The organism is Mycoavidus sp. SF9855 (assembly GCF_024582735.1).
Taxonomy (GTDB): Bacteria; Pseudomonadota; Gammaproteobacteria; order Burkholderiales; family Burkholderiaceae; genus Mycoavidus.
This window is the reverse complement of sequence record NZ_CP102085.1, coordinates 711,776-736,084: the sequence shown is the minus strand read 5'-3', so window position 1 is coordinate 736,084 and position 24,309 is coordinate 711,776. Positions and strand designations below refer to the sequence as shown.

General features: G+C 48.8%; 22 protein-coding genes and 2 pseudogenes. 2 read left to right on the top strand and 22 right to left on the bottom strand.

The features are described 5' to 3' along the window. The first annotated feature begins 6 nt into the window (after positions 1–6). Positions 7–453, top strand: a complete 447-nt coding sequence (smpB, locus tag NQD60_RS03165) for an SsrA-binding protein SmpB (protein ID WP_223694140.1) — start codon at positions 7–9, stop codon at positions 451–453. A 152-nt stretch (positions 454–605) separates the two neighbouring features. Here smpB and NQD60_RS03160 read toward each other — a convergent pair whose 3' ends face one another. The 5 genes from NQD60_RS03160 to ppsA form a co-directional block, all read right to left on the bottom strand. After that, complete coding sequence (locus NQD60_RS03160; protein ID WP_257101029.1) at positions 606–1,181, bottom strand: hypothetical protein; 576 nt, start codon at positions 1,179–1,181, stop codon at positions 606–608. 808 nt (positions 1,182–1,989) lie between these two features. Continuing rightward, the gene (locus tag NQD60_RS03155) at positions 1,990–3,168 is read right to left on the bottom strand and encodes a hypothetical protein (RefSeq protein ID WP_257101028.1); all 1,179 of its coding nucleotides are present in this window, start codon (positions 3,166–3,168) and stop codon (positions 1,990–1,992) included. Between the two features lie 225 nt (positions 3,169–3,393). After that, entirely contained in the window at positions 3,394–4,314 is a 921-nt protein-coding gene (locus tag NQD60_RS03150) for an SPFH domain-containing protein (RefSeq protein ID WP_223694134.1), read from the bottom strand. 40 nt (positions 4,315–4,354) lie between these two features. Then, the gene (locus NQD60_RS03145) at positions 4,355–4,780 is read right to left on the bottom strand and encodes an NfeD family protein (protein WP_257101027.1); all 426 of its coding nucleotides are present in this window, start codon (positions 4,778–4,780) and stop codon (positions 4,355–4,357) included. A gap of 58 nt (positions 4,781–4,838) precedes the next feature. Continuing rightward, complete coding sequence (ppsA, locus tag NQD60_RS03140; RefSeq protein WP_223694130.1) at positions 4,839–7,226, bottom strand: phosphoenolpyruvate synthase; 2,388 nt, start codon at positions 7,224–7,226, stop codon at positions 4,839–4,841. A gap of 134 nt (positions 7,227–7,360) precedes the next feature. On the opposite strand from ppsA, the gene NQD60_RS03135 reads away from it, so the two are divergent. Further along, positions 7,361–8,176 carry a pyruvate, water dikinase regulatory protein gene (locus NQD60_RS03135; protein ID WP_257101026.1) on the top strand — a complete coding sequence of 272 codons (816 nt, stop codon included), beginning with the start codon at positions 7,361–7,363 and terminating at the stop codon, positions 8,174–8,176. A gap of 4 nt (positions 8,177–8,180) precedes the next feature. On the opposite strand, the gene NQD60_RS03130 is transcribed toward NQD60_RS03135, so the two are convergent. From NQD60_RS03130 to rpsB, 17 genes and pseudogenes are all read right to left on the bottom strand, one after another. After that, positions 8,181–8,435 (bottom strand): hypothetical protein, encoded by a 255-nt coding sequence (locus NQD60_RS03130; RefSeq protein WP_257101025.1) that lies wholly within the window; start codon positions 8,433–8,435, stop codon positions 8,181–8,183. A 3-nt stretch (positions 8,436–8,438) separates the two neighbouring features. Continuing rightward, positions 8,439–9,392: an Rpn family recombination-promoting nuclease/putative transposase gene (locus NQD60_RS03125; RefSeq protein WP_257101024.1), complete on the bottom strand. Its 954-nt coding sequence runs from the start codon at positions 9,390–9,392 to the stop codon at positions 8,439–8,441. Positions 9,393–9,711: 319 nt separating this feature from the next. Beyond that, on the bottom strand, positions 9,712–10,512 hold the full coding sequence (locus NQD60_RS03120) for an RNA methyltransferase (protein WP_257101023.1): 801 nt from the start codon (positions 10,510–10,512) through the stop codon (positions 9,712–9,714). A gap of 18 nt (positions 10,513–10,530) precedes the next feature. Continuing rightward, positions 10,531–11,124 (bottom strand): annotated as a pseudogene (gene rnhB / locus NQD60_RS03115) (ribonuclease HII); the annotation flags it as partial. 147 nt (positions 11,125–11,271) lie between these two features. Next, positions 11,272–12,432: a lipid-A-disaccharide synthase gene (lpxB, locus tag NQD60_RS03110; protein WP_257101249.1), complete on the bottom strand. Its 1,161-nt coding sequence runs from the start codon at positions 12,430–12,432 to the stop codon at positions 11,272–11,274. 57 nt (positions 12,433–12,489) lie between these two features. Beyond that, positions 12,490–13,278 (bottom strand): acyl-ACP--UDP-N-acetylglucosamine O-acyltransferase, encoded by a 789-nt coding sequence (lpxA, locus tag NQD60_RS03105; RefSeq protein WP_257101022.1) that lies wholly within the window; start codon positions 13,276–13,278, stop codon positions 12,490–12,492. A 19-nt stretch (positions 13,279–13,297) separates the two neighbouring features. Beyond that, a complete protein-coding gene (gene fabZ / locus NQD60_RS03100) occupies positions 13,298–13,780 on the bottom strand; it encodes a 3-hydroxyacyl-ACP dehydratase FabZ (protein WP_257101021.1) in 483 nt (160 codons plus the stop codon). 36 nt (positions 13,781–13,816) lie between these two features. Continuing rightward, complete coding sequence (gene lpxD / locus NQD60_RS03095) at positions 13,817–14,926, bottom strand: UDP-3-O-(3-hydroxymyristoyl)glucosamine N-acyltransferase (RefSeq protein ID WP_257101020.1); 1,110 nt, start codon at positions 14,924–14,926, stop codon at positions 13,817–13,819. Next, a complete protein-coding gene (locus NQD60_RS03090; RefSeq protein WP_257101248.1) occupies positions 14,913–15,353 on the bottom strand; it encodes an OmpH family outer membrane protein in 441 nt (146 codons plus the stop codon). Before NQD60_RS03090 ends, lpxD begins: the two co-directional genes overlap by 14 nt. Before the next feature lie 154 nt (positions 15,354–15,507). Beyond that, positions 15,508–17,763: pseudogene (bamA, locus tag NQD60_RS03085) on the bottom strand (outer membrane protein assembly factor BamA); the annotation flags it as partial. A gap of 235 nt (positions 17,764–17,998) precedes the next feature. Continuing rightward, positions 17,999–19,162, bottom strand: a complete 1,164-nt coding sequence (locus NQD60_RS03080; RefSeq protein WP_257101019.1) for a 1-deoxy-D-xylulose-5-phosphate reductoisomerase — start codon at positions 19,160–19,162, stop codon at positions 17,999–18,001. A 21-nt stretch (positions 19,163–19,183) separates the two neighbouring features. Continuing rightward, the gene (locus NQD60_RS03075; protein ID WP_257101018.1) at positions 19,184–20,086 is read right to left on the bottom strand and encodes a phosphatidate cytidylyltransferase; all 903 of its coding nucleotides are present in this window, start codon (positions 20,084–20,086) and stop codon (positions 19,184–19,186) included. After that, positions 20,080–20,853 (bottom strand): polyprenyl diphosphate synthase, encoded by a 774-nt coding sequence (uppS, locus tag NQD60_RS03070; RefSeq protein ID WP_257101017.1) that lies wholly within the window; start codon positions 20,851–20,853, stop codon positions 20,080–20,082. Before uppS ends, NQD60_RS03075 begins: the two co-directional genes overlap by 7 nt. A gap of 31 nt (positions 20,854–20,884) precedes the next feature. After that, entirely contained in the window at positions 20,885–21,445 is a 561-nt protein-coding gene (gene frr, locus NQD60_RS03065; protein ID WP_223694097.1) for a ribosome recycling factor, read from the bottom strand. A 70-nt stretch (positions 21,446–21,515) separates the two neighbouring features. Continuing rightward, positions 21,516–22,241, bottom strand: coding sequence for a UMP kinase (gene pyrH, locus NQD60_RS03060; RefSeq protein ID WP_257101246.1), 726 nt, complete (start codon positions 22,239–22,241; stop codon positions 21,516–21,518). Positions 22,242–22,327: 86 nt separating this feature from the next. Then, on the bottom strand, positions 22,328–23,215 hold the full coding sequence (gene tsf / locus NQD60_RS03055; RefSeq protein WP_223694095.1) for a translation elongation factor Ts: 888 nt from the start codon (positions 23,213–23,215) through the stop codon (positions 22,328–22,330). A 147-nt stretch (positions 23,216–23,362) separates the two neighbouring features. Then, the gene (rpsB, locus tag NQD60_RS03050) at positions 23,363–24,121 is read right to left on the bottom strand and encodes a 30S ribosomal protein S2 (RefSeq protein ID WP_257101016.1); all 759 of its coding nucleotides are present in this window, start codon (positions 24,119–24,121) and stop codon (positions 23,363–23,365) included. Between the last annotated feature and the right edge of the window lie 188 nt (positions 24,122–24,309).

Genomic DNA, 24,309 nt, shown 5'->3' with positions numbered 1-24,309 from the left:
CTCATCATGAGTATTAGTAACAATAAAAAAGCACTCTTCGATTACTTTATTGAAGATCGCTACGAAGCCGGCCTCGTACTCGAAGGGTGGGAGGTTAAGGCTATTCGCGCTGGCCGCTCACAGATTAGAGAAGGCTATGTCGTCATCCGCAATGCTGAGTTATTTCTAATCGGCGCGCATATTAGCCCACTCTTAAGCGCCTCGACCCATATCCGGCCAGATCCGGTGCGTACCCGTAAACTGCTGATGCATGCCACACAAATCAAACGCCTCATCGGTAAAGTTGAGCAGCGTGGCTATACGCTTGTGCCGTTAGATTTGCATTATACGAAGGGACGGGTTAAATGTGAAATTGGTTTGGCTAAAGGTAAGAAGGAGCATGATAAGCGGGAGACTGAGAAGCAGCGGGATTGGGAGCGGGAGAAGGCTCGGTTGATGCGTAGTGGTGTATGACTTTCCTAAGGAAAAATAAATACTAGACTACACATACCCCCTTCCTCAAAAATTGATTTGACTGCGTTGCGAAAACTTTAAGGTTGCCAATATGGAATTGATGGCAACCTTAAAGTAGATCGTAGTTGCGATTAAAAACTAGCTAAAATTACTCACTCATAGTGACCTATCTCGAAGCCATATATACCGACTTGTTTTGCTCTTCTGGTTACGCCCCAATATGAGTCAAGCTCATTTTCTGCCTGTTTCAACCATTTTATATCACTATATTGCCGTTTACTCCCAGGAACTGCATTAGCAAAAAAATATTTTGCACTAGCGTTCAGAACTTTCTTCACATTAGCCTCGACGAACTGCGGCCCAAGCTCCTTCAATTCAGGTATAACTACTTCCAAATCGGTCATGGGAAAATAAAAGGCCAATTGAGGCTCGATTACTTTATCGTAATCACCCATTGTCCTAAGTTCATATTGGTAGTCTTGCGGTCGGCCCAAACAGATTTGGAGATTTGATACGTCTGAGTTAGGCAATTTAAAAGTCAACCGAGCCGCGCCATCGTCAGAAAAAAGCTCTTGCTCAGAACCCTCTGCCTTAGTCCAAAATTCATAACCTTCAGGACAACCCAATTCTGCCTCTGACGCAGAGTTCAAGCGGATAGAGTCATCACAACCACAGCCCGCGATCCAACCTCCCGTAACCAGCAAGCTTATTAGTACCATTTTCTTCATATTTCCCCCGTAAAATTAGGCCTATTTTGGCCAGAGACAATTACTCAAAAAATCTTTTTAAAAAAAGAAAAATATCATATTTCTAATAAATTGGAAAAAAATATTTTTCCTTCATTTTTTCTAGAATTTAGCCTGGCATCCACACCAGATTTATAATCATTTAATAGCTTTGTCGTCTTAAGTTGTTCCAAATAATTATCTATAAACTGACACCACTCCCCTTGATTAACGAGTGATCACGCCACCAAATCATCGTACTCACAATTGAATCGTCTCTCCAATCTTTGTAACCAGCTTCGGGCACTGCAAGGATGGCAGTTGCAAGATCAACTCGACGAGCTTAGGAAGCAACGGCTGGAAGATGAGTTTATATTGGAACGCATATCAGAATGAACTGACCTTAACCAACATGTCTATTCAAGATGCCCAGGGTTTAGATTCTATGAATACGCGCTTGCTGAGCAGGTATGGCATTACTTGCCCTAGTGAAAATTTAATCTGAGAAACACTGGCTCTAAATTAAGTATGCGGTAGGGTCAAAGATATAAGGCCCATTTCCTTCGGGGAAATAAATTAGACCGAACCAATTAAGGCTAGTCAATCTTATAAGGCAGGGCGTTTGTAGACAAGGTGTTATGGGCCTCAGCCGGCTTGCGGTGGACCCCAAAATAAAGCTTGAGATTGCCGTTTTCTCGGCAATCTCAAGTAGATAAAGCTACAATTAAGCGGTGGCAATATTGCTCTTCCCGCCTTTTACTCTATATTGCTTTTTAGCCTTTATTTTTGCTTTATTCTTAGCTTTTATGTTTTATGACTTATTTTTATCAGTTTGTTTGCTCTTGTTCTTGTTCTTGATCGAGCGCACTTGAGAAGTTGATGCCTGTTCACCAGACACTTCTCGTTGTTCACTGTGAACTCCGCTCGCGACGGTACGCGTCATATGTTGTACCCCGTGTTGGCTTCGAACCGTACTACTCGTCGTTGTATGGGTAGTAGTGCTGATTTGCCCTTTAGTCGAGCCCGTCTCACTCACGACTGAATCTGTTTCTGTTTGTATTTGCTCATACCCACTTGATAACGCACGCTTGCCTTCATCCGTATGGCGTTGATCGAGAGCGTCGCCGCTCCCTGCGTCCATATCCCACCAGGATGATGATAACGAAGCTGGTGACCCCGTAGTACTGCTTGCAGGTAGAGTGGAATAATAAGTATCCGCGACCTCATCTCTACGATCCTCATCGACAGACTCAGAAGAGTAATGAGCATCACTATGTTCTATCTGCTCCGTTATCTGCCAGCCATATTTACCTACAAAGTCTGCTTCTCTAGTAACAACCCAATATGATCCGCCACCTCTTTTATAATGATGGGTTAAAAACTTCGCGGTCACTTCTTTATCGCCAGATTTATGCTCTTGACCCTCTTCATCAGTCAAAACAGATTCTATGCTGCTCGCTAGAATTTTCTTTAACTCTTTGTCGTCCAAGCCGACCTCTTCCAATCGAGGTAAACTTGCTCGCAGTTCTACTATTGGAGCAGCGACGTCCAACTCAAGGAAGCGCAATTTTCCATAGTTACCCTTATCCGTTGTGCTAATTTTATATTCATTAGGTCCCGACTTACTCAAAGAGATCTCGAGATTCGATAAATCTTCTGTAGGCACTTTAAAACGTAACTCAGCACGGCCATCTTTGGAGAGAAGCATCTGCTGCTCTTTATGAGGTTGCCCCTTCCAAACCCATCTTGCTTCATCCTCACTAGCAATAGAAGCAACGCCTGCAGCTTCCAATACATTAGAAGGTTCAGCTTGAGCGCCACTACCAGTAGATGCAACGCTCGCAGCGTCCAATGCATTAGAGGATTCAGCGCGACCACTACCAGTAGACGCAGCGCTCGCAGCAGATGCATTAGAGTGCCCAGCATGATCGCCACTACCATCGCCACAGCAACCCGCAACCCCGCTTCCCATCGCCAGTAGGCTTATCAAAACTAATTTCTTCATGTTTTTCCCCGTCAGTCTTAATTTTTACTCCGTTTGAGCAGGAGTAATTATTCTAAAAAACTGCTATAAAAGCAAATATCATAGTGTAAGCAAACAAATTTATAGGCACTCTATCTAGCACTTTTACGCGAGGATAGTGTGTCTATGTCAGACTTACAATAGATCTAGCATCTATTTAGTTTTTACTAAATATCTACTATAAATCTGAGATTACTTTCCCTGCTTAATAATCGATAACGCCGTCCCAATCATCGAGCTCACTTCACTTAAATTAGCTGGCACGATTAATGTATTACCCGACTTAGCAAGATTACTAAACGCATTCACATATTGCTCCGCCACTTTAAGATTAACCGCCTCCATACCGCCAGACGATTGAATCGATTGTCCAATTTTTGCAATCGCTTGCGCATTGGCTTCGGCTACGGCAAGAATGGCTGATGCTTGCCCTTGTGACTGGTTAATCGCCGCTTGTCTTTCACCTTCTGATTTTTGAATTGCCGCTTCGCGTGCACCCGTGGCTAAGTTAATTTGCTCTTGCCGCTTACCCTCTGAAGCTGCAATCAATGCACGCTTTTCACGCTCGGCGGTAATTTGTGATTGCATTGCATGTAAGATCTCTTTAGGAGGGGTGAGATCTTTGATTTCATAACGCAGTACTTTAACGCCCCAGTTTGCTGCTGCCTCATCTAGCGCCTCAACAATGCCGTGGTTGATCAAGGCACGCTCTTCAAAGGTTTTGTCGAGCTCCAGCCTGCCGATGACCGAGCGCAAGGTGGTTTGCGCGAGCTGAGTGATAGCCACGATATAGTTGCTTGAGCCATAGGAGGCTTTCATCGGGTCAGTCACTTGAAAGTATAGAACGCCGTCCACTTGCAATTGCGTGTTGTCGCGCGTGATGCAAATTTGGCTAGGCACATCAAGCGGGATTTCTTTCAAAATATGCCGATATGCAACGCGGTCGATAAAGGGCAACACAATATTCGCGCCCGGCGTCAGCGTGGCATGATAACGGCCAAGCCGCTCAAGCACCCAAGCATGTTGCTGAGGCACAATCTTCACGGCTTGCGCCGCAATGACAACGGCGACGATAAATATAATCAACGCAATAAGACTTGTATCTACTAACATAATTTTCCTTATGAGTGAGCCGTTTTTAGCCCGTCATTGATTAACTGCGCTTGGCTGCAACAACCAAAATATTGCCGCGCATCTCTTTAATTTCATACCATTGGCCATCTATATCTTCGCCAGCAAGCAGTTCAACATCCCACTGCGCGCCGCGATAAAGGGCACGCGCGCGGCGTCCTTGCCAAGCATCAATCTGCAATAATGCACCTAAATCAAGGTTGTTATTCGGATTAGCATGGCGACCCTTAGCTAAGTCAACACGTGAACGGCGCAACAGTATCAACGCACTGAGTGCAATTGCGGCGGCAACGACCAACTGTAAGCTCACGGAGAGCCCAAAAAGCGTAACCACTCCGCCGGCTACGCAGCCCAGTGCGATCATTAATAAATAAAAGGTGCCGCTTAGCAACTCGGCAATCACGAGCCCTCCGGCCAGAACCCACCAGAAGAGGCCTGTTTCTATCATAAATACTCCTGAATATTAGTGTCAGTTGAGGCCGCGAAAGTGCCTCGACTAGAACACTTTAACTCATTTTTGCAAGCGTGCGCCAAGTATCAATGATTGTGTCCGGATTGAGCGACATTGACATAATTCCAGCTTCTGTGAGCCACTGCGCAAAGTCCAAATGATCGGAGGGTCCTTGCCCGCAAATACCCACATATTTGTTTTGGCGTTTGCACTCGTCAATCACGCGGCTTAACAAGAAACGTAGCGCCAAGTCGCGCTCATCGAAATCTTGCGCCAGCAAGGGCATGCCAGAATCTCGATCAAGTCCAAGCGTGAGTTGGGTCAAGTCGTTTGAGCCAATTGAAAAACCATCAAAATACTGCAAAAATTCAGCGGCAAGAATCGCATTGGATGGGACTTCGCACATCATAATCAAGCGCAGACCATGCTCGCCGCGTTTTAAACCAAATTTCTCCAACAGCGCCACCACTCGCTCGGCTTGCGCCAGCGTACGCACAAATGGCACCATGACCTCAACATTGGTCAGCCCCATCTCTTCACGCACCCGTTTGAGAGCAATGCATTCCATCTCAAAAGCAGGCGCAAAATCCTCGGAAATATAGCGCGCCGCGCCACGAAACCCTAACATCGGGTTTTCTTCATCGGGCTCATAGCGCGAACCGCCGATCAACTTTTTATATTCATTTGACTTAAAGTCAGACAGCCGCACGATCACGGGCTTTGGATAAAATGCAGCGGCAATCGTGGCAATCCCTTCGGTCAATTTATCGACATAAAATGCGCGTGGCGAGGCATGGCCGCGGGCAATGCTCTCAACCGCTTTTTTGAGATCCGGGCCAACCTCTGGATAGTCAAGCACGGCTTTAGGATGCACCCCAATATTATTATTAATAATGAATTCGAGCCGCGCCAAACCCACGCCAGCATTAGGCAGCTGACAAAAATCAAAGGCCAGCTGTGGACTGCCGACGTTCATCATGATCTTAACTGGCAAGGCAGGCAAATCACCGCGTTCAATCTCGGTCACTTCCATTTCAAGCAAGCCGTCATAGATTTTGCCTTCGTCACCTTCCGCACATGAAACGGTAACAAGTGCGCCTTCTCGTAATAGGTCGGTCACTTCACCACAACCGACAACGGCAGGTACACCCAACTCGCGCGCGATGATGGCCGCATGGCAAGTGCGGCCACCCCGGTTAGTGACGATGGCAGCAGCACGCTTCATGACTGGCTCCCAATTCGGGTCCGTCATATCAGCGACCAGCACATCGCCAGGCTGCACGCGCTCAATCTCGCTCACATCACGAATCACGCGGACTGGACCCGCGCCAATTTTTTGGCCAATGGCTCGGCCCGTGGCCAGTACCGGGGCAATATTTTTAAGCTTAAAGCGCTGCTCAAGTTTGCCGCTGGCTTGACTTTTGACCGTTTCAGGCCGCGCTTGCAAGATATAAAGCTTGCCATCGCGACCATCCTTACCCCATTCAATATCCATTGGGCGGCCATAGTGCTGCTCGATAATCACGGCGTATTTGGCGAGCTGGATCACATCTTCATCGGTAATCGAATAGCAGTTGCGTTGCGCGCTTTCCACGTCAACCGTTTTGACTCGCTCCACATCATCTGGTGGAGCAAATTCCATTTTGACTAATTTTGAGCCCAGCGAACGGCGGATGATCGGGTAATGACCGCTTGCCAGCGTTGGCTTAAAAACATAAAATTCGTCAGGGTTGACCGCACCTTGTACGACGGTTTCTCCTAAGCCATAGCTCGAGGTAATAAATACCACGCCCTTAAAGCCGGATTCCGTATCTAGCGTAAACATCACGCCAGCCGCGCCCACATCTGAGCGCACCATGCGCTGCACCCCTACCGATAATGCGACCTCTGCGTGCGTAAAGCCTTTATGAACCCGGTATGAAATCGCGCGGTCATTGTAGAGCGAAGCAAAGACGTGTTTGACGCGGTCTAGGATTTGGTCAATGCCAACCACATTAAGGTAGCTTTCCTGCTGGCCGGCAAATGAGGCATCAGGCAAATCTTCAGCGGTTGCTGATGAGCGCACGGCAAACGATAGTTCAGCTGCGTCTTTTTGCAAGAGCTCAAAATGCGCTCGAATCTCAGCGACTAACCTTGGCGGCAACGGCGCGTCAATAATCCATTGGCGAATTTCGCTGCCAGCAACGGCTAACGCTTTGACATCTTCAATGTCTAAATCTTGCAACCGCTGCGCGATTCGCGCGCTCAAATGATTGAGTTGCAGAAAATCACGAAATGCCTGTGCCGTTGTCGCAAAGCCAGCCGGCACACTCACGCTAGCGCGGGTAAGCTGGCTAATCATTTCACCAAGCGATGCATTTTTACCGCCGACGATCTCAACGTCCGTCATTCGCAGTTGCTCAAACGGCACTACGTAAGCGTTGCTGTCCACTGCCCTATTCATCACAGTCCCTAAAGTGTAAAAAATCTGTATTGACGCTTAAAAACCGCTATTCTACCGTGCTCTGGGCTATCACCCAACGGGGCCTATGGCGCCGCTACTCTATATGTGCTTTATATTGACACCGATACAACACCATGCAACCTATTGCCTTTATTGTTTCTGATGGAACCGGCATTACTGCCGAAACTTTCGCTCATTCAATTCTTTCACAATTTGATCTGAAATTCCGCTTGATTCGCGTGCCTTTTGTTGATTCGCTCGACAAAGCTTATACCACGCTCAATGATATCAATCATGCCGCAGAACTAGGTGACAGCCGGCCGATTGTCTTTACAACGCTTGTCAATAGCGAGTCAAACGAGATTGTGAAGCGTTCGAATGCCCTTGTGTTGGATATGTTCCAGACCTTCATCGAGCCCCTTGAGCAAGAACTTAAGATGAAGTCCAGCCATGCCATGGGACGGGGGCATCAAGCAGCAGATACCGAGGCTTATAAGAACCGGATTGAAGCGATCAATTTTTCACTGACACATGACGATGGCCAGTCTCATCTTAACCTTAAAGAAGCCGATGTTATCTTAGTCGGGGTCTCACGCAGCGGCAAAACACCGACCACGCTCTATTTAGCAATGCAATATGGCGTAAAGGCTGCCAATTATCCGCTGATTCCAGAAGATTTTGAGCGTGGCAAACTGCCTACACCGCTGCTCACCCATAAGTCGAAAATTTTTGGTTTGTCGATCGACCCCAGCCGGCTTGCGGAAATCCGCAATGAACGGCGTCCTGGTAGTAAATACGCTTCCCTTGAAAATTGCCGCTATGAGATCAATGAGGCTCAAGCTCTGATGCGACGCGAAAATATTAAGTGGCTGTCCTCCACGCATAAATCAATTGAAGAGATCGCCGCCACTATTTTGCAAGAAATCAGGCTTGATAAGCCATCGTATTAATGGCTTATTCCGGGGTTATGACGTGGTTTACGATTAACTCCTCAGAATCTCGATCAGAGAGCCTCATAATCTCTTTAATCTTACCGGGCTGCATGCCCGCGGCTAACATATTGTTAGCCGTTTCAACAACTGTCTCGCGTTTAGCTTTTTGCCAGCCCTCATGCCAACCTTCTTTCCAGCCTTTTTTCCAACCCTCAAGCTCAAAGTGTTTAGCAACAGTCATAAATTCCTCGCGTAAGTTCATTGCGGTTTCAATCATCTATTAAGATACTTCAGTTAGCTCTGCGAAATCTTGATCAGAAAGTTTTGTGAGCTCTTTAATCTTATCGAGTTGCATTCCCGTAGCTAACATATTGTTCACAATTTCAAGAGTTTTTTTGCGCTCACCTTTCAGTTCGCCTTTCTGCTCACCTTCTTGGTGGCCTTCTTGACGACCTTCTTGGTGGCCTTTTTTCCAACCTGCGAGTTCTAAGTGTTGAGCAAGAGTCATAATTTCCTCACGATAGTTCGGCGCAGTTTCAGTCACCAACTGGATGAACTGCGGGTAATTGGTACATTTTCCTTCTTCCACAAGATATTTTAGCATGCTATGCAGGAGTTCACCGGGGGGCGGATCAGTGTTGAGTATTTTCAAAACAGGTTGCGCCAGCTGTAGCAAATCTCTGGTTCGGATGTGCTTTTGTAAGAGTTCAAACGCAGCAATGCTTTTATGCGTTTGAATTTCTTCGTCTGGAATGACAGAAAGATCGATGAGCTTAATTGGCTTTAGGAAAATTTTCTCCGCAAGCTCCTGGTTTTCAAAACAACTCAGTAGATCTAGCGGCCCTGGATAAGGGCTGCGCCGCCCTCGATAAAAAAGCATAGGCACTACTACAGGTAATAATTCATTACCTTGCTCAAGGTGCTGCTGCATGATTGCAGTTTGATAACGCAAAAGCTTAAAAGGCGTTAATTGACCTACGACGCTCTCGTGCTCAATAACAGCATAAATATATCCAGGGGCGCCAGCAATCTTCAATGAATAGACAATATCTGAAAAATATTGTCTCAGATGGGCGTCTACAAACGAGCCATTGGCAATCTGCAGCGTGTTTAAATCGCAATATTGTTTTACAGAAGTTGGCAAATAAACTTCTAAAAAAGCCTTAGCAAGGGTTACATTGGATAAAAATTTTTTAAACAATGCATCATGAGGAATAGACAAGGAACTTTTCATCGGATCGATCTTTAATAAAAAACGGCGGTTGCCGTCATGGTTATGAACGAACCTTGATTGTTCCCGAAATGCTTATATTGAGCACCGGTTTGCCTGCAGCAATATGGGCAAAGTTTTTCACCCATAATGGGCTTAAAACATAGAAATGTTGCTCATTGGCTACAGTCGTATTGAGCTTATTATCGGCTCATGAGCGCGCACGCTAGAGAAAGACCTATTCAACAAGATAATATAGTGAAATGGCCTCTTTTATTTTCCCTGATATTTTTCTACTACGCAACAATTTGGGTGCACAATCTTTTGAAAATCGTGCAAGCAACTAAGTGTTGCGCTGGCGGCATTGCTCGAATAAACAAACAGCCGCGGCAGCTGCGACATTAATGGATTCCATCCCACCAGGCTGGGGGATGGTGACAGAGTGTGCGGCGTGTTCGCGCCATGTCGCAGAGACGCCAGCACCTTCGTTGCCCCAGATCCAGGCAAAAGGTTTGGTCAAATCCTGCTGGTAGATCGAAGTGGCGTTGTGCGAATCTGTAACGAGCAATGGCACGGCAAGGTGTGGCAAGAGTTGGTCTACCTCAATTCCCTCAAAAATATGCAGTAGAAAATGCGCCCCCATCCCCGCCCGTAGTACTTTAGGAGACCAGGCACACGCCGTACCGGGTGCGCAAAATACATATTGAATGCCGGCGGCAGCGGCGCTACGCAAAATAGAGCCGGCGTTACCTGCATCTTGCACACCGTCAAGAATGATGCAATCACGGGTAATTTTCTGCGGCAATTCAGAGGCCGGGATATCAACCAAAAATATCACGTTGCCACCCTGCGCTGCTCGCGCTAACGTCGACAATTGTGCAAAGAGCGTATCTGATAACACCACCATACGCGCTGGCTCAATGCGTGACATGATTGGCTGCAGGCTTTGCTGCATTTTATGCTCAGACAGCGTGCTCTCGGCAATAATACAGAAACGTGGTTGTCCTAGCGTATCGAGATAGGTGCTGGCTAAATGTAGCCCTTCAGCAAGAGCTTGGCCGGCCCGGCGTTCACGAGTGAGCGTGCCGGCGAGTTGCTTGAGCCTCTTAAAAAAAGGGTTATCGCGCGCAGTAATGGTTTTCATTATGTAGGTCTACGCGCATCATAGTGAATGAATCGAACAAGGCAATCCAGGGTCGCCACCTAGTGCTTGGCGCACCGGGGCAAATGAGCGGCGATGGTGAATACAGGGACCATGCTGCTTAAGCGCAGCAAGATGTTGTGGTGTGCCATAACCTGCGTGTGCATCAAAACCATATTCGGGATGAGCGATATGTAATTCAACCAGCATTCGATCGCGTGTCACTTTAGCGAGAATCGAGGCAGCTGAAATCTCTGGCAGCAATGCATCGCCACGCACAATGGCTAGCGCCTGCATCTTTAAGGATGGACAACGGTTACCATCAATCTTTGCCAAGCTTGGAGTAATCGGCAGTGTTTCAACCGCACGCTGCATCGCCAGCATCGTTGCGTGCAAGATATTTAAGCGATCAATTTCATCCACTGAGGCCGACGCAATACTAAAAGCGAGCGCACGTTCACAGATCAGATCAAAGAGTAGCGCGCGCTTTTTGGCACTCAACGTCTTTGAATCAGCGAGGCCCTCAATCGGCCGTGTTGCATCAAGCATCACCGCCGCCGCGACCACTGGGCCAGCTAACGGGCCTCGGCCTGCTTCGTCAACGCCGCAGGTTAGCCTGCTTGGATCGTCTAATAGCAAGTTATAAGGGGTAGAAAAGGATGGATCCATGAAGTCAGTCACGCGAAATTTTAGGCGTGTCGCTTGGCACTCATTAATGCTATTGAAGACTTGAGCCGCGACATCCGAATAGATTGAGATAAACTACTTTAAAGGTAAAACGGACTTCGCTGCCTGGCGCTGTGAAGTTTCAATTAACTCGGCAATCGCATCCGCTGCAACAGCGGCTGAATCACACTTTAAGGTGTGGTGCATTTGCGTAAAAATTTGATTGAGCTTATCGCGATTTGCATGATCATTCAATTGATCCATCATCGCGCGCGCTAGTGCATCAGGCGTGGCAAGATGCTGCAGCAATTCGGGTACCACAAATCGGCCAGCGAGAATATTAGGCAGTCCAACATAAGGTAAATAACCTTGCCTTTTCATAATTTGGGCAGTCAGCCAGGGGACTTGATACGAAATCACCATCGGCTTTTTATATAGGGCGGCTTCTAAGGTTGCGGTGCCGCTGGCAATGAGCACGGCATCAGCAGCTTCTAGGGCACTATGTGAGTCGCCCTCAAGCACCGTCAGAGAAAGCTGTGGATACTTGGCAATCAACGGCTGCAACTGCGCCCTAATTGCCGCTGACGCCGCGGGCAAGATAAACCGTAACCCAGGTTCAGAGGCTTGCATCAGCGCCATCGCAGCTAAAAAATTGGGCGCAATCAAGGCGATTTCCGAGCGCCGGCTACCCGGCAAGACAGCGATGATCGGACCCTGTACGGGTAAATCCAGACGACGCCGGGCAGCCACTGGATCAGGTACCAGCGGGATCACATCCGCTAATGGGTGGCCAACATAGCGTGCAGCAACTCCGGCGCGCGCGTAAATTTCCGGCTCAAAGGGAAATAGGCACAACATGAGATCTGTGGCCCGCTGGATTTTTTTAATGCGGGCGCCGCGCCACGCCCAAATCGATGGGCTAATGAAATGAACGGTGGGAATGCCAGCGCGGCGCAGTTGTGCTTCAAGGCCGAGATTAAAATCAGGCGCATCGATACCCACAAAGACGGTTGGCGGCGCAGCTAACAGTTGGCGCTTTAACGCGCTACGGATACGCAAGATTTCGGGAATATTGCGTAAGGCTTCAACATAGCCACGCACGGCTAATTTTTCACTCGGCCAGCGCGCATTAAAGCCGAGCGCAGTCATCTTTGGCCCGCCAATGCCGAAGTACATGCTCGCCGCCGGTAAACGGCTTGTAAGCTGCTGGATCAGGGCTGCGGCGAGTAAATCCCCGGACGCCTCGCCCGCCACCATGGCCAAACTGGCCGGCGCAGTATCGCCAGTTGGATGTGTACTTAGCACCTTTGCTGCCTAGCGGATAATGCCGCGCTGCGTGTCGGCGATAAAGCTAAGCAGTTCCTGCACATGCGCATTGCCATCGTCCGCTTGAGCCACCAACTCAGCCAGTTGGATTTTGGCTTGCTCAAGCGAAAGGCCTGCTTTATACAGCGTCCGATAAGCGGTGCGCAGCGTCGTAATCGCAGCCGATGTAAAGCCTCGCCGGCGCAAGCCTTCAAGATTGATACCATGCGGCTTAGCCTTGTCGCCCGCGGCCATGATAAACGGCGGAATATCCTGGATTAAAACGGTAGCGCCGCCTAACATTGAGTGTGCGCCAATGCGCACGAATTGGTGCACCCCCGCCATACCGCCCAGGATAGCCCAATCGCCAACCTGCACATGCCCAGCGATTTGCGCATTGCTGGCGAAAATAGTATGGCTACCTACGATACAGTCATGTGCGATATGCACATAAGCCATGATCCAGTTGTCATCGCCGATGCGAGTCAGGCCCGTATCTTGTACCGTACCGGTATGAATCGTGGCGAATTCACGAATCGTATTGCGGTCACCAATCTCTAGCTGGGTTGGCTCACCTCTGTATTTCATGTCTTGGGGGGCGCCGCCCAGCGCGGCATAATGGCCAATCCGGTTATCTTTGCCCAGCGTAGTATGGCCTTCAAGCACGCTATGGGAACCGATTTTTGTGCCTGCGCCAATTTTTACGTGCGCGCCAATCACCGCATAGGGGCCAATCTCGACTGTCTCATCGAGCTCGGCGCCCGGCTCAATCACTGCACTGCTATGAATTTTTGTCATGCTCTGAGTTGTTGTCTTATTAAACGTTTGATGTTTGCGCATCACTCTGACGCGTCGGTCTAACCGTACACATCAAATTCGCTTCAGCCGCCACAACGCCATCTACCTCAGCAAATGCGCTAAATTTCCAAATCCCACGCAAATAGCGCTCAAAACTTACATTCAAAATCAGCTGATCGCCCGGTTCAACCGGCCGTTTAAAGCGCGCGTTATCAATTCCCACAAAATAGTAAAGCGACTTAGCGGGGTCATACTCTTCTTCAGCAAAGGTTAAAAGCCCTGCGGTCTGCGCTAATGCCTCAAGTATTAATACACCAGGCATGACCGGACAAGCCGGAAAATGACCAGTGAAATAAGGCTCATTAATGGATACATTTTTCAGCGCTTTAATCCGCTTATGCGGTTCAAGCTCCAGTACTCGATCAACCAGCAAAATCGGATAGCGATGCGGCAGTAAAGTAAGGATCCGATGGATATCGAGTTTAATGTCTTGTGTACTCATCGATTTTCTACGTAGAATGATTTGCTTCAGTCACAATCATGACTGCTTATTTTGACTAGCTAATATAACAGCTTCAAGCTGCTTGAGGCGCGCATTCATTTTATCGAGATTGCGCATCAAAGCAGCATTGCGGTTCCAGTGAGTATTTTCAATGGCAGGAAATGAGCTAGTATAAACGCCAGGTTTAGATAAAGATTTTGAAACACCGGATTTGGCGGTAACGATCACTCGATCGGCTAACGTCAAATGGCCAGCGATACCCACGGCGCCTCCTATCATACAATGACGGCCAATCACCGTACTGCCTGCAATGCCCGCACAAGCAGCAATCACCGTGTAAGCGCCAATTCGGCAATTATGGGCAATTTGAACCAGATTATCAATTTTTACGCCGTCCTCAATTAGGGTGTCAGTCATTGTGCCACGGTCAATCGTGGTATTGGCACCAATCTCAACATCTTCGCCAATCATAACAGTGCCGGTTTGTGGAATTTTGACCCACTCTCCGGTATCGCCGTTAAAATCGGGAGCAAAACCAAACCCATCGGCGCCAATGACAGCGCCGGCATGCACCAACGCGCGCGCGCCTAAGGTACAGCCATGATAAACGGTAACCTGTGCAAATAAATGTACATCGTCGCCAATCGTAACACCTCGCCCAATATACGCATGGGCATCAAGACGCGCACGCTCACCAATCACCGCATTGGCCTCAATCACAACCTGCGGCCCGATCGATGCTGTAGCCGCCACTCGCGCGCTAGGATCAATCACTGCGCTGGCATGGATGCCGGGCAACGTCTGCGGTATGCTCGCGGCCGCAAAGCATTGCGCAACACGCGCAAAATAGGCATAAGGATTAGGGGTGACAAGAAACGAGCAGGCGCTACGGTTTTTAACTTTCAATAAGTCAGCACAGGTGATCAATACGGCTCCTGCCCGCGTCGCTTCAAGCTGAGCGAGATATTTTGGGTTAGCCAAAAAGCTCAACTGCTGCGGCTGTGCACGATCAAGTGGCGCTAAACCGTGAATAGAGCAGGCGCCATCGCCCACAACTTCGCCACCAAACCGTTGCGCGAGTTGCTCGAGGGTAAATCCTTTATGCTTGTCGCAAGCCAATTGCATATTCAACTCAGAAGCTAGCATTGGGTTTAGCCAGCGCTTTTAACACCTCATCGGTAATATCAATGCGCGGATTCACGTAGACGGCTTCTTGCACAATCAAGTCGTAATTTTTTGCCTCTGCGATCTGCTTAATCGCTTTATTCGCACGTTCAAGCACAGCCGCCAACTCTTCATTACGGCGTTGATTGAGATCTTCACTAAATTCACGCTGCTTACGCTGAAAGTCGGCATCCAGTTGCGTCAGCTCTGCTTGCACTTTCTTACGCTCAAGATCGGACATAGTGGCTGCATTCTTATCAAGCTTATTAGATTTCGTTTTTAAATCCTTGGCGATGGCCTGTAGTTCCTGATCGCGCTTTAAAAATTCTTGCTTGAGCTTGTCTTGTGCCGCCTTAGCCAGTGTCGATTCACTCAGAATGCGATCTGAATTGACAGCGGCAATATGCACTTCATGGGTAGACGCATTCGCTGGGCTAGCGCATACATTCGCCGAGCTAGCGAACAAGGCGCATGCAAACCAGCACACATAACGCTGTTTGGATAGATTATTTAACACGATACGCCTCTATATTGGGTGCCTGCATATTTTGATAGATGAATCTTCAGAAGGCTGTGCCAAGCTGAAATTGAAATTTTTGGTAAGTATCGCCTGGCTTTTTGGTCAGCGGGAAACCCAAACTAAATTTTAACGGACCAACTGGCGAAATCCAGGCGATCCCCAGCCCATAGCCATAACGCAAGCTGCCCAGAGCGATCTTCTGATCCGGACCCCACACATTACCTCCGTCAATGAAAGTAAATAAACGTAGCGTACGATCGTAACCCGTTTTGGGCAACGGAAAAGTCAGTTCAATATTGCCAATCAAAAGCTTAGAACCCCCGATTGCATCAGTGCTCTCTGCATCTTTAGGACCCAACGAACTAGGTTCATAGCTGCGTACTGATCCAATTCCGCCCGCGTAGTAGTTTTTAAAAATCGGATACGGTTTGCCGGCAAGCCCCCGCCCATAACCGAACTGCCCATTCAAACCAAGCACAAAGCCACGCGCAAACGAATAATAATATTGTTGCTGTAAATCGATTTTGTAATATTGGGTGTCACCGGCAGGCGTACCTAGCTCGCCATTTGCCTGCGTGTAATAACCGCGACTTGGCACCAAGGCGCTATCACGACTATCACGGGACCAGCCAATGGTCAGCGGGACATTATTCACCACCCGGCCAAATTGATCAATGTAGTTCCGGTAAGCTTTCGGCGCTGTTTCATCCGCTTTCATCCGGTCCTGCTCAAAACCGGCGCCTAGATAAACTGTATCAAACTCAGAAAACGGGATACCAAATTTCAAATTGCCGCCCATACTGACGATTGTGAAATTACTTGAATTTGAGCCCGGCATAAAGCTTGAGCCACCATATAAAAGCGGCTGATAGGTCCGATAATAGGCTTCAGTAATCCGTTTGATACCATCGATCGTAAAATAAGGATCGACCTGCGTGACAGACAGTGTGCGATACGTTTTGGCCGTATTTATATTGACCGCAAGGCTAGTGCCTGAACCAAATACATTGTCTTGCGACACCCCTGCTGACAGCACCACCTTATCTGTCGATGAAAATCCTGCGCCCACGGTCACGGCACCAGTCGGCTTTTCCGCTACTTTCACGTCAACATCAACTTGGTCGTTGGTTCCTTCGACCGGCGCCATGGCGACATTAACATCCGTAAAATAGCCCAAGCGGTTAATCCGGTCTTGCGACAGCTTTAGCCGTTGTCCGTCGAACCAAGCGCTCTCAAATTGGCGCATTTCACGGCGAATCACTTCATCGCGCGTACGATTATTACCGACCACATTCACTCGCCGCACATATACACGCCGGCCCAGCGTAACTTGCAAGCTAATCGCTGCCGTATGCCGCTGCTGGTCAACCGCCTGCTGCGGGGCAACCGTCGCGAAAGCATAGCCGTATTCACCCAGTTTGTCAGTGATCGCTTTGCTCGCAGCTTGCAGCTTAGCTGCTGAAAAACGCTCGCCGGAGCGGATTTTGACCAACTTAAGTAACTCTTCTTTTTTATCGAGCAACTCCCCGCTCAGTTCAAAATTAGCGATGGTGTACGGCTCACCTTCATGCAAGCTAAACGTCAGATAAATGTCTTTTTTGTCAGGTGAAATTGAGACTTGCGTCGATTCAAAATTAAATTCCAGATAACCCCGATCAAGATAGTAGGAACGGACATTATCAAGATCATTGGCCAGTTTTTCACGCGCATACAAATCATTTTTGCTGTACCAGGAGAACCAGTTAGGCGTTGAGAGTTGCATTTCGTCTTGCAAGGTGCTGGTCTTAAACGCCTTATTGCCAATGAAATTGACTTGCCGGATACGCGCAACTGGACCCTCTGTGACAGAGAATAAAATATTCACTCGGTTGCGCTCAAACGGAGTGACTGTGGTAGTGACTTCAGCCGCGTAGTAACCACGCGTTAGATAACGGCGCTTAAGTTCTTGCTCAGCTTTGTCAATCAAATTTTTATCGTAATAGCGACCCGGCGACAAAGCAATTGCGCCACGCAGCAATTTGTATAGATTTTCTTTATCAAACTCACGCAGTCCGACAAAATCAATCGACGAGACAAGCGGCCGTTCTTGCACCTGAACCACCACCACGTTACCTTGTGATAACACGCGCACATCACTAAAAAACCCAGTTGCGTAAAGCGCGCGAATCGCTTGCGAACCTTTATCATCGGTAAATGATTGGCCTGACTTAAGAGGCAAATACGCAAACACCGTACCCGCGTCAAGCTGGCGCAGACCTTCAATGCGAATGTCTTTTACCACGAAGGGAGCGACCGCGTGCGTCAGCGTAGCATACGCTGAGAAAAGAGCGACAATACCCATCCTAAATGCAAAACGAAATGGCAACAACTTCTATCCTTAATAAAGAATTTAGCTAATAATCATAACAGAGACATGCTGCTTCTTCCTTACAGCAATGGTCTCATAAGCATCTGTCCATTAACACAACCTCACCCAGCGTCACTCTGCTCACGGCCCACATTATTTATAACGGGGCACTTAGGCGCCATCCAATTTATACAGCTAGCGCCGAAATTTCTTCAAAGGCCAGCCGGCGCGCCTGTGCATCTGCTGCGAGCACGTCATCTAGCGTATGGACTGCGCTCGGCGCAATACGTTCAAGCACATTCGCGACAATAGCGGCAATCGAGGTAAAACATGTAGCACCCTGCAAAAAGGCCTCAACCGCCACTTCATTGGCAGCGTTCAGTACAGCGCTCGCTACGCCGCCCTGCCGTAAAGCTTCGATGGCAAGCGTTAAACAGGGGAAACGCTCAAGCTCAGGTCGCTCAAAACTCAAGGTGGCAATTAACGCTAAATCTAACGGTTCGACCCCAGCTGCAATACGATCTGGAAAGGCCAGTGCATGGGCAATTGGGGTCCGCATATCTGGATTGCCAAGTTGTGCCAGCACAGAGCCATCGACATAACTGACCATCGAGTGAATCACGCTTTGTGGATGAATCAGCACTTCAATCTGGTTAATCGGCACATTGAATAACCAGTGTGCCTCAATCACCTCAAGCCCCTTGTTCATCATCGTGGCGGAATCGACCGAGATTTTTCGGCCCATCCGCCAGTTTGGATGAGCACACGCTTCATCAGGGGTAACATGCGCCAGTGAAGCAAGCTCGCGCGTACGAAATGGACCGCCCGACGCAGTCAGAATAATTTTCTCGACGCCAGCACGGGCAGATAAGCATTGATAGATCGCATTGTGCTCACTGTCCACAGGAAAGAGCAGTGCATTATGCTGGCAAACTGCCTCCATAAACAATCGGCCCGACATTACCAACGCTTCTTTATTGGCTAATAAGATACGCTTGCTAGCACAGGCTGCAGCGAGCGTTGGCGCAAGCCCCGCCGCGCCTACAATCGCCGCCACCACCGTGTCGCACTCCGCGGCATTCGCCAAGGCAATCAGCGCCGCCTCGCCATACGCCACTTCGGTACGGCTGCCAGCAGCCTTTAACCGAGTTTGCAGCTGAGCGGCTAATGCCGCATCTCTTACGACCGCAAACCTAGGGGTAAAGCGTAAACACTGCTTAAGCAATTTATCGATATTGCGGTGCGCGCTCAGCCCAAACACAGAAAAACGCTCTGGGTGGCGCGCAACAATATCAAGCGTACTATCGCCGATTGAGCCGGTTGAACCAAGTATAGTTAGACGTTGTTGCATATCGCTGCGGGTTTCACGCTCTTAGATAGGGGTAAAACGCAAAAGGCTCCCGTACAGGCCAACCGCCAGCGTAAGCATTGGTAACAACGCATCTAAACGATCTAATACGCCACCATGGCCGGGCAAGAGCATACTCGAATCTTTAAATCCTGCTTGCCGCTTCATTAATGATTCAAACAAATCACCCACAACGCCGACGCCAACCAGTAAGGTCAGTACCGCTAACATACCCAACCAGCCACTGACTGAGTCAACCTCAACCGCCAATGGTGAGACGCCGAAAAGCCGGATTGTACCTGCTACAACGGCGGTTACTGCAAGCACCAGCAACCAGCCGCCCAACACACCTTCCCACGTCTTGCCGGGGCTAATTAGGGGCGCCAATTTATGCCGACCAAATCGTTTTCCGGCAAAATAAGCACCACTATCGGCTAGCCATACAACAAGCAAAACAGATAAAAGAAAAGTCGGCCCTACTCTATGCGCTGCAATCAACGCATCCCAACACACTGCAAAAATAACTAAACCCGCGGCCAGCAAAAGCACACGCCATAGGCCAACCGCTAAAGTAGGTTGCCGCATTAAGATAAATGGCACCACCGCGACCCAGAAAAAAGCGGCAATCCAATATAGCATCGGCCAAAATAATCCATCCCCGAAAAGCGCCTGCGACGCGCTCTGCAACGTACCGTTAAGCTGCCATTGCCAGAGCGCAAGCAGGCATAACATCACACCCACTAGCACTGCATAGCTGATACACTTCTTCGGCGTGAGCTTCAATAAACGCGCCCACTCCCAGGCCGCGAGCGTCAGTATGCCAACCACTAGCGCATTGAATAGATTGAAGGTGCAGGCGGTACAAAAAATCACCGGCAGTAACACTGCCAACAATATTACAGCCGTCAGAATGCGGGTTTTTAACATGAGATCTGCTTTTCTTCGGATTCAAGTTGCGCGCTAATTCGACCAAACCGGCGCTCGCGCTGACGATACCAATCAAGCGCAAGATCAAGCGCCGACGCATCAAAATCAGGCCAAAAAATATCGGTGAAATAGAGTTCAGTATAGGCACATTGCCATAACAGGAAATTGCTTAAACGCTGCTCACCGCCGGTACGAATAAACAGATCGGGTTCTGGTGCATACGCCATGGCAAGATATTTTGAGAAATCCGCCTCGCCTATAGATTGCATGCCTTTTTCAGCGACGGCTTGCTCAGCCAGCTTATAAGCCGCTTGCGTGAGATCCCAACGGCCGCCGTAATTAGCGGCAATGGTCAGCGTCATCCGTTGATTATTGGCTGTTTTTGCCTCAGCGCAGCGCACCAGTTCTTGAATACGCGGCTCAAACTTAGTCAAATCGCCAATCACGCGCAGCCGAATGCCATTACTATGCATCTTGCCAATTTCACGCTCAAGCACATTCACAAAAAGGCGCATCAAAAATGAAATTTCATCCGTAGGTCGGCGCCAGTTTTCAGAGCTAAAAGCAAACAGAGTCAAATATGAAATATTCCGCCGCGCGCAGGCTTCAACCATTGCGCGCACGGCTTCAACGCCTTTAGTATGGCCCGCGACGCGTGGCAGTCGCCGTTGGGTCGCCCAACGGCCATTGCCATCCATAATAACGGCAATATGCCGCGGCATCTCAACCGCAACAGGCACACCCATAGTAGAACTCGTATAGGCCATAGCTATTTCGCAGACCTGCAGGTGCTACGCTTTAAACCTTCATAATTTCGCTCGATTTGGTTTGCACCAATTCGTCGATTTCAGCAACAAATTTATCGGTTAATTTTTGCACGTCATCCTGCGCGCGACGTCCACTGTCTTCTGGCACACCTTCGTCTTTAACCAATTTGTCCAATTGTTCTTTTGCATCCCGGCGCAATCCTCGGACCGCGATTTTGGCAGTTTCGCCTTCGCTTTTAACCACTTTCGTAAGGTCACGGCGGCGCTCTTCGGTCAAAGCCGGCATCGGCACTCGCAATAATTCACCATGCGTAGCTGGATTCAAACCTAGGTCAGATTCACGAATGGCTTTTTCAACCACCGACACCATCTTTTTTTCCCATGGCTGAACGCCGATTGTGCGCGCATCGATAAGGGTCAAATTGGCCACCTGCGAAAGCGGCACATGAGAACCATAGTAATCAACCTGAATATGCTCAAGAAACCCCGTATGCGCGCGGCCAGTACGGATTTTTGCAAGGTCATTCTTAAATGCGTCAATCGAGCGTTGCATCCTTTGCTCAACGTTTTTTTTAACCTCAGCTACACTCATTTAAAACTCCAAATCGCCGCTGTGCGGCAATATCTGACACAAGGGCCACGAATCTACACACACGGAACGCCTACACATGGACTAGCGTTCCCTCGTTCTCACCAAGCACAACACGCTTTAAGGCGCCCGGCTTGACAATCGAAAATACGCGAATAGGCAATTTTTGGTCACGACAAAGCGCAAATGCAGTGGCATCCATCACCTGTAGGTTACGACTGATCGCCTCATCAAAGCTGATTGTCGTGTAACGGGTTGCGGTCGGCTCTTTACGTGGATCGGCTGAATAAACGCCATCTACCTTGGTTGCCTTAAGCACAACTTCAGCCCCAATCTCAGCGCCGCGCAATGCAGCTGCAGTATCAGTAGTAAAAAAGGGATTGCCCGTACCTGCTGCGAAGATGACGACCTTACCCTCTTCAAGTTGACGAATGGCGCGGGGTCGAATATAAGGCTCGACCACTTGGTCCATGCGCAATGCCGATTGCACCCGACCCTCAATCCCAGCATGACGCATCGCATCTTGCAGGGCCAGCGCATTCATCATCGTGGCAAGCATCCCCATATAGTCAGCTGTCGCCCGATCCATCCCGGCAGCGCCGCCAGCGACGCCACGAAAAATATTGCCGCCGCCAATCACAATCGCGAGTTGCGTGCCAAGCTGAACAGCTTCTGCAATATCGGCCACCATACGCTCAATCGTTATCCGATTGATACCAAAAGCATCTTCGCCCATTAAGGCTTCGCCAGATAACTTTAACAATACTCGCTTATAGCGACTGGGGGTAGAAACTGGCATAGAGGTTGACATCAAAATTCTTGAACTTACCGGGCAACTTTGCGCAGCTTAATCTAGCAAGCTGCACAAAGTTGTGTAATGGCTTTTTATACCGACTGGGCAGCCGCAACTTGCGCCGCCACTTCAGCTGCAAAATCGCCTTGGTGCTTCTCAATACCCTCGCCTGCAACGTAAATTGTAAAGCGCTTAACCGAAGCCTGAGCCGCTTTCAGCATCTGCCCGATAGTTTGCTTATCGTCTTTGACAAATGGCTGATCGAGCAGCGACACTTCTTTCAGATATTTTTGCACGCTGCCTTCAACCATTCTTGCAACAATCTCGGCTGGTTTTCCAGATTCGCTCGCTTTTTGTGCGGCGATTTTACGTTCTGTTTCAATCAACTCAGCAGGGACTGCATCGGCCGAAAGCGTGATCGGTTTCATTGCGGCAATATGCATCGCAAGGTCTTTACCCACCTGCTCATTAGCGCCCTCGTATTCAACCAGCACGCCAATCCGAGTACCGTGCAAATAGGCAGCCAGCTTATGTGTGCTTGGGTAGCAGACAAAACGGCGGATGGTTAAACTTTCGCCAAGCTTGCCAATCAAAGTCCGCCTCACTTCATCTACAGTCTTGTCCATCAAAGGCAAAGCTAATAGAGCCGCCACATCGGCAGGTTTTTGAGCTGCCACCAACTCAGCCACGGTTTTTGCAAAGGCTAGAAAATCATCATTTTTTGCCACAAAATCTGTTTCGCAATTGAGCTCAACCAGCGCTCCGACCTGGGTCGCGGCATCAATATATGTAGCTACGATGCCTTCCGCCGTTACACGCGCAGCAACCTTGTCCGCTTTAGTGCCCAATTTTATGCGTAACAACTCTTCAGCACGCGTCAAATCGCCGTTAGCTTCGGTCAATGCTTTTTTACATTCCATCATTGGTGCATCTGTTTTGGCGCGCAATTTAGCTACCATACTTGCGGTAATTTCCGCCATTCTTCACTCCTGTCAAACGGGTTGATTGGGCCTGCTCCATGGCTCACCCACATAGTATTCAGTTGGGTAAGGCGGCAGGCCACACAATAGTTCTGGTTAGCACACACAAAATGTGCAAACCAGCTTTTTCAAATGACAAAAAACGGCTTACGCTTCTTCGTCAACTTCAACAAATTCATCTTCAGGGGTATCGCTGCTACGGACTGCCTCAACCAAACCCTGCAGGGCTTTTTCCCGACCCTCAAGAATAGCGTCAGCCATACCGCGCACATAAAGTGCGACTGCTTTGCTAGCATCGTCATTACCTGGAATCACGTAGTCAATGCCTTCTGGCGAATGATTGGTATCCACTACCGCGATGACGGGTACGCCGAGTTTTTTCGCTTCAGTCAGCGCAATTTTGTGGTATCCCACATCGACCACGAAAATTGCCTCTGGCATGCCGTTCATATCCTTGACACCGCCGAGCGATTTGTCCAGCTTCGCCATATTCCGTTCAAACATCAGTGCTTCTTTTTTGCTCATGCGCTCAAGGTCACCCGCCTCGACCATCGCTTCCATTTCTTTAAGCTTTTTGATCGATGATTTCAACGTTTTGAAATTGGTCAACATGCCGCCCAGCCAACGACTATTGACATAAGGCATGCCAGCGCGGGTCGCTTCTTCAGCAATAATATCGCGCGACTGGCGCTTAGTTCCGACAAATAGGATGGTGCCCCGATTAGCCGCTACTTGACGCGTATATTTCAGCGCGTCTTGAAACATAGGCAAGGTTTTTTCGAGGTTGATAATATGGATTTTGTTGCGGTGGCCAAAGATATAAGGGGCCATTTTAGGGTGCCAAAAACGCGTTTGGTGACCAAAGTGGACACCCGCTTCTAACATTTGCCGCATCGTAATAGACATGAGAATTCTCCGTAAGGGTTAGGTCTAAAACCAGCCGCGATACTATTTAGCCTATTAAATAAAGCTAAAAGCACCCTGGGTGCGCTGGTTTGATAATTTGGTTACGCTGACGCCTTGCGCATCGCGCCCAATTTTTGAGCCAAATGACAGGAGTAAAGCAGAACCAATTAGGATTTTAACACTGATTT